Annotated in this window: 1 protein-coding gene; it reads right to left on the bottom strand. The window is 63.8% G+C overall.

The window, feature by feature from the left end; genetic code table 11:
• Positions 1 to 57: 57 nt before the first annotated feature.
• Complete coding sequence (locus tag ACTWQA_RS59015; protein WP_443167501.1) at positions 58 to 1,179, bottom strand: hypothetical protein; 1,122 nt, start codon at positions 1,177 to 1,179, stop codon at positions 58 to 60.
• Between the last annotated feature and the right edge of the window lie 156 nt (positions 1,180 to 1,335).

Consider the following 1,335-nt stretch of genomic DNA (forward strand, 5'->3'; position numbering starts at 1 on the left):
CTGAAGGACGCGCACGAGGCCCGGGTTGCAGCCCGGCGAGAACTACGCCAGGATCCCCTATAACCCCTCCCGCGACTGATGGGTATTTAAGACCCGATCTGGTGCATTTTCTCTGACACACCTCGGAGCCTCGTTCAACGGCCGAGCGTTCGCCGACAGCACCGGCGTCAGCGTGCCGACTTGGGAGTTGTTGGCCGGCGAGAACGTCTCGAAGGGCAACGCGCTCACCTTGGCCGATTGCCAAGCCGACCACGGGCCGCTCATGCCTGAAGTGGTGATCGCCCGGACTCGCCAACGGAACAGCCAGCCGTCTTTCAGCTTGTCCGCCGGGACCATTATCCACGCGTTCGTCCCCGTGGCGTACGAAGTCGTCGACGTCCCGGCGTAGATCTGCCCCGTGCCCTGCTCCGCCACGGCTGGATCATGCTCAACCTCGACCCCGAGGTACATGGGCCGGTTCTCGTGATCGGTCACCTTCGCATACAGCCACGGCGTCAGCGTGGCCGCCGTCCACGATGCGGTACCCCGCACCGCCGGGTCCATCCCCAGGCCCTCCACCGACGGCTTGTTCAGATCGATCTTGGCCATCTGCCAGTCGGTCCAGGGGCTAGCGACACCAGAGGCGGTCTTGGCTTGGACACGCCAGCGCACCAGCCAGCCATCCTGCAGTTTGGCGGAGGGAATCTGAATCCACGCATTGGAGCCGGAGTTGTAAGACTGCGTCCCAGTACCAGTAAAGATCAGCCCGCTTCCCTGGCTCACAGCGGCCGGGTCATGCTCCACTTCAACGCTCAAGAACGAGGAGCGACTGTTAGGGTCGGTGACCTTCGCGTACACCCACGGTGTGAGTGACGACACGATCCAGCCACCTGCTCCCTGGGTGGCGGGCGTCAGCCCCAGAGCGGTCGCCGAGGGCTTGGTCACATCGACCTTGGCCGATTGCCAGTCCGACCACACACCCAACACGCCAGCAGTGGTGACACCGCGCACCCGCCAGCGGATCAGCATGCCGTCCGTAAGCGTTCCGGCCGGCACCTGAACCCAGGCGTTGGACCCAGAGGCGTATGACGTCGAGCCCTTGCCAGCCCAGATCAAGCCAGTGCCCTGACCAGCTAACGGATCGTGCTCAATTTCCGCCTCCAGGTAGGAGGCCGCGCCGTCTGCGGACGTCACCTTCATGTAGTACTGAGGCGTGAGCGACGAAAACGGAGGAATCGTCAATACCTGTGGATCAAGATCTTTCAGGCGGCTGCCGACTGCTCTTCGATAGCCGGTGATTCCTCGGGCCGCTCGATGAGCTTGCCCTTGCGGAACTTCGCCCCGGCGCGGACCAGG

The organism is Nonomuraea sp. 10N515B (assembly GCF_052245915.1).
Classification (GTDB): domain Bacteria; phylum Actinomycetota; class Actinomycetes; order Streptosporangiales; family Streptosporangiaceae; genus Nonomuraea.

Excerpts from the sequence above, each read along its gene's own strand:
- ACTWQA_RS59015 (WP_443167501.1), bottom strand. The coding sequence starts at position 1,179 with ATGAAGGTGACGTCCGCAGACGGCGCGGCCTCCTACCTGGAGGCGGAA.